Raw genomic sequence first — 4,718 nt, forward strand, 5'->3', positions numbered from 1 at the left:
TGTTTCTGATTGAGGAAGTGCTATTTGTATTCCACCAGGGCCGTAAGCTACACCTGTAAAAGTTACTCTTTTTATTTTTCCGCTTACATATATTGAACCACTAACTGATTGTCCTGCCCTACCTTGACCGCTTACCGGGTAATATAAGGTACGGCCATTTGTTAATGTAATACGAACTCCTCCAGAGAATTGATAAGAGCTTTTAGTATAAGGTCGTGCGTACCACCATGCTCTACTTCGGTTATCATAAATTTCTATTTTGGAAACTCCACCATTTCCAGTTGCAGTAGAATATGGGGTGATTTGGTTTGCTTTTGGAGTTTCGGCATATGTTGTAACAGTAAATGAAAGAAGAGTGAGAAAGGTAGTTATAAATAAAATAAGTTTTTTCATGGTAGTTCTCCTTTATTTTTTGTATGATTATATCAGAATATTTTTAAAAATGAAAGGGTTTTCTATGAAGGGTGATGTTTTTTTTGATTATTTTTTGAAATCACTTAGGTTTCATCTTGGTGATAGGTGTAAGGATATTGGATTTATAGAGTTTGCTAAGGATGAAAATAATAGTTTTATTATTATAAAGGATTATATTTTAGAATCATTAGTAGTGTTGTCAAATATTTTGAGTAAGGAGAGGATTGTGTTTTCTTGTGGGGTTATTCATAGTAAGGGGGGAGTTACTGGAGTAGAAGTATGTATGAATGTATTAGAGTTAGAAAGATTAAATAATTTGTATAAGATATAGTTTTGAAGAATATTAAAAAATATAATGGAAACTGTCTATGTAGGATGTGTGGAGTTGATAGTATCAATGTTTCCTATGGAGATAATTTTCTCAACTATGTTTACTTTGATTTTTTGGTCGGACAATAGCGAAGCCGTCCGACTGTCATTTTGAAAAAATGACTTTGGGGGACTTATCGAAGTCGCCCAATTTTTCAAAAAATGCCCTTGCGATTCGAGGGCTTTTTTTGTAGTTCGCCCTGGCATAAAGTGGGCGGACTAGCTCTCTGCAAGAGCCTTCGGAGAACGCACTTTTACGAAGTAAAGTATAGTGCGTTATTATACTTTACATGGAAGTTAGCCGAAATTTGTGCTAAAATTCTAGCTAGAATGTTATCACAATAGACGAGCAATAGGCTTGCCGGCTCGTCTGTCATTCGCTACTCGAATGACCCACCTGAGGAGGTAAAAGTTATGAGCTACATGGTTGCGAGAATGCAGAAAATGAAAGTTGGGAATTTGGGTGGCGCATATAAGCACAATGAACGGATTTTTGAAAAGCACTCAAACAAAGACATCGACACGAGCAGGTCACACCTCAACTATGAGTTGACGGATCGTGACCGCTCTGTGTCGTATGAACGGCAAATTAAGGACTATGTGAACGAGAACAAGAGTTCTAAACGTGGGATACGGAAAGACGCTGTTTTGTGTGATGAATGGATTATTACGTCAGATAAAGATTTTTTTGAAAAGTTGGGCCAGGAGCAGACGAGAAAATTTTTTGAAACGGCTAAAAACTACTTCGCGGAGAATTACGGAGAAACCAACGTTGCTTATGCCAGTGTACATCTTGATGAGAGTACCCCACACATGCACTTAGGGATTGTGCCAATGAGAAATGGTAAGCTGTCATCAAAGGTTATGTTTAACCGTGAGGAGCTAAAGCATATTCAGGAAGATTTGCCAAAGTACATGAATGAGCATGGTTTTGAGTTGCAACGTGGAAAGCGAGATAGCAAAGAACAGCATTTGAGTGTGGCGGACTACAAGGAAAAAATGGGGCGTGAAGCTCTTAATCAGGAATTGCTAGATTTAGGAGCGCCAAAATATTGGCATACGGAAGAACGTAGACCTGCAACAATGTCAGAAATTCAAGATTATGAGGACATAGGTTCTTTGTTTGCAGATTCAGACGTGACATTTAACATCCGAGAAGCGACGTTGGAAGAGCGTTTCAAATGGCTAGACACTCATAGAAACGATTTAAGGGCAGATTTAGGACGTTTAGAGGGTGTCCTTGAGAAAAAGATTGACGAATACGGTAAAATCGATTCTGAGGCTTCTGAGAGGCTCTCAGAGCTATCTGAGTTAAATTCTGAGGTAAATAGTCGTCAGGAGGAAATAAAGGGGTTAAAAAGCGATTCTAAGCGTCTGAGCGATGATGTGGTTCGTCTGGAGAGAGCTCATAGAGAAAAAACGCAACTTTTGGTGGAACAATCAAGTAACTTATCGAAAATTTCGTATAGAGATTTAGATAGACGTCGAGTTGCAGGAAGAATTAGAAAATGCTACTCCTAAACTGTTTGGCGATGGCTTTAATTTTACTTCGGATTTTGTTGGACGACTGAAGACGTTTGTGTCTGATGTTGTAGAGAAGCTGGAGCAGGCGGTCAATCAAAATGAGTTACTTAGAAATGCACTAGCAGGCATGAAAGAAGCAAAGAGTAGGCTTGAAAATAGCCTATCTCATGCAGAATGGAAAAATCAGCAATTAGAGACTGAAAACAAAGCATTAAAGCTAGAAAACAGGGAGTTGAAAGTTTCTAAAAATCTCTTAGATGACCTTTCTGAAGTCATAACAGAAAAAGAAGTAACCAGCCTCAATAAGCGTTTAGAAAACTTAAGAGAGACACGAGAACTGTCTAGGAAAAGACATGAGCCTACAAAAGGGCGGAGTATCTGAGCGATTTATGCCGTGAAAGCTATTTGACAATAAGCTAGGTCAAGTTAGACTGGTTAAGGCGGTTCAGTCTGAACTTTGTTCAGCTGACCGACAAACCAAAGACTAACGACCTAGGTTCCTTGTTGTCAAATAGACCATGGAATAAAGCAAGCGGACATGGTATAATAGCAATATTCTGGCACTAAGCCTTCGAAAGGAGGTGTTTAGCTTGTTAGAACTCATTACTCTTCTTGTTGTTGTCCGAGTAGTGTTGCCCTTAGCGTACGAGTTGGGGAAAGCCTATGGGATGAAGTGGATTGAAAAGCGCTTCGATGACAACGAGAAATAGTGTCACTTTTCACGAACGCTAGTGTGTTGTAGCTAGCGCAAAAAAGCACCCTAAGTCTTGGCGGACAGGGTGCTTTTCGTTTAGCGTGATGAACTCACTACTCTTGTTGTTGATTAAATTATAACATAGTTTTATAATGGGTGTCAAAAATAGACATTTGTGATATAATCAAATTGAGGCGCCTCAGCGATACGGTCGGTGGCGTGAATCTCTTTATAGGTCGGGCAACTGGAAACGGATAGCTCAAAGGGCACTATTTTGTGTCGGGTGTGGGACTGCCTTCAGCTTCGAGCTGTAAAGACCCCGGATGCATTTTTAAGAGATTGGCCCGATAGGGTCTTTTTTTTGAAAAATTTAAAAAAAATGAAGGATTTTTTCTAAAGGAGTTACTTTCATACTTACTTTATAACTTACTTTATATATACTTTGGGGGTGTCAAAAAGTCAGTATTATCAAGGGTTTGCGAGGAGATAAGTGACAAAAAAGTACGTGATACATGACAAAAAAGTACGTGATACATGACAAAAAAGTACGTGATACATGACAAAAAAGTACGTGATACATGACAAAAAAGTAATAAATTACTTGAAGTTTGTCATGTAATATTATATAATCATTTATGACAAAAAAGTACGTGAGGTTAAGCCATGAAAAAAGGGAAGTCAGAAAATGCGTTTGAGGGCTTGATGTCTAGACAAGATTATCTAGTAGTACAAGCGAATGACCTAGCCAAAGCCTTTGGGAATTTAAAAGCCTTTGAACATAAGCTACTGGACTATTGTTTTAGCTATGTGACCAAAGAAAGCACTGCAACAGATACATTTACGACAAATGCAAAAGAGGTGCTGAAGCACTTTGGATTGAACGCTTCAGGGAAAAACTATGAGCGTGTGGCACGTGGCTTTAAAGCCCTAAACGAAAACACTGCGTTATATCTGCCAATCGTTGAGAATGGCGTTAAAGGGATATTGATGACCCAGTTATTTAGAAAAATTAAATTCTTAGCTAATGGCGAAGTGGAATTTATCTTTTCAGAAGATGCTGCGCCTTACGTATTTGCTTTACGTAGCCAGTTCTTCTCGTTCAAATTGGCAGAGTTAGCTCAAATCAAATCAAAGTATGCCATTATTTTGATGAAATTGTGGGAAGCAAATCGCTTTAAAAATCAACGTGTCACAACCATTCAAGGAGATTTAGACGATTGGCAAGATTGGTTTTTAGGGGAAGAGAGAAGAATGCCCCCTGCAATCTTTGCAAGGAACTGTCTGAAAGTTGGGGCAGAAGAGCTAGAGAAAAAATTAGGGGTAGATGTTTATCTAAACGTAGTTAAAAATGGCCGAAAGGTCATAGGCTATGAAATGCAGATTACTGATAATCGACAAGTACCAACTGCAGAGATAATCAAGCAAGCTGAAGAAAGAAGTCGACAGACAGATATTTATGATTTTTTAGATTAAGCACTGTTCAAAAATCTAAGTATGGTTCAAATGGTTGTAACTGTCATGGAAAACACTTGTTTATATCTAATTTATGAGTAAAAAGATGCTATTGAGATGAAAAAGCAGCTCGATGTTGATGAAATTTAAAGAGACTGGGACAATTTTGTCCCAGTCTCTTTCTTGTTAGTGAATTATTCTTCGTATAGAATTTCAGGGTTCGGTATGCTCATCCCTGAACCACCACTACTGTAATTATTTGTTT

4 protein-coding genes and 1 pseudogene are annotated in these 4,718 nt (G+C 38.3%); 4 read left to right on the forward strand and 1 reads right to left on the reverse strand.

Annotated elements, in window-relative coordinates; all coding sequences use genetic code 11:
* The coding region (locus HT736_RS04020) for a hypothetical protein (protein ID WP_172930779.1) at positions 1-393 on the reverse strand (393 nt) is incomplete at its 3' end.
* Positions 394-457: 64 nt separating this feature from the next.
* On the opposite strand from HT736_RS04020, the gene HT736_RS04025 reads away from it, so the two are divergent.
* The 4 genes and pseudogenes from HT736_RS04025 to HT736_RS04035 all read left to right on the forward strand — a co-directional run bounded on the left by HT736_RS04025 (position 458) and on the right by HT736_RS04035 (position 4,474).
* Positions 458-745, forward strand: a complete 288-nt coding sequence (locus tag HT736_RS04025; protein WP_078373521.1) for a hypothetical protein — start codon at positions 458-460, stop codon at positions 743-745.
* A gap of 452 nt (positions 746-1,197) precedes the next feature.
* Positions 1,198-1,782, forward strand: a pseudogene (gene mobV, locus HT736_RS11660) (MobV family relaxase); the annotation flags it as partial.
* Positions 1,783-2,272: 490 nt separating this feature from the next.
* Positions 2,273-2,689: a hypothetical protein gene (locus tag HT736_RS11665; RefSeq protein WP_226372379.1), complete on the forward strand. Its 417-nt coding sequence runs from the start codon at positions 2,273-2,275 to the stop codon at positions 2,687-2,689.
* Between the two features lie 975 nt (positions 2,690-3,664).
* Positions 3,665-4,474 carry a replication initiation protein gene (locus HT736_RS04035; protein WP_000715517.1) on the forward strand — a complete coding sequence of 270 codons (810 nt, stop codon included), beginning with the start codon at positions 3,665-3,667 and terminating at the stop codon, positions 4,472-4,474.
* Positions 4,475-4,718 lie beyond the last annotated feature (244 nt).

Source organism: Streptococcus sp. 339 (assembly GCF_013277285.1).
Taxonomy (GTDB): Bacteria; Bacillota; Bacilli; order Lactobacillales; family Streptococcaceae; genus Streptococcus; species Streptococcus pseudopneumoniae.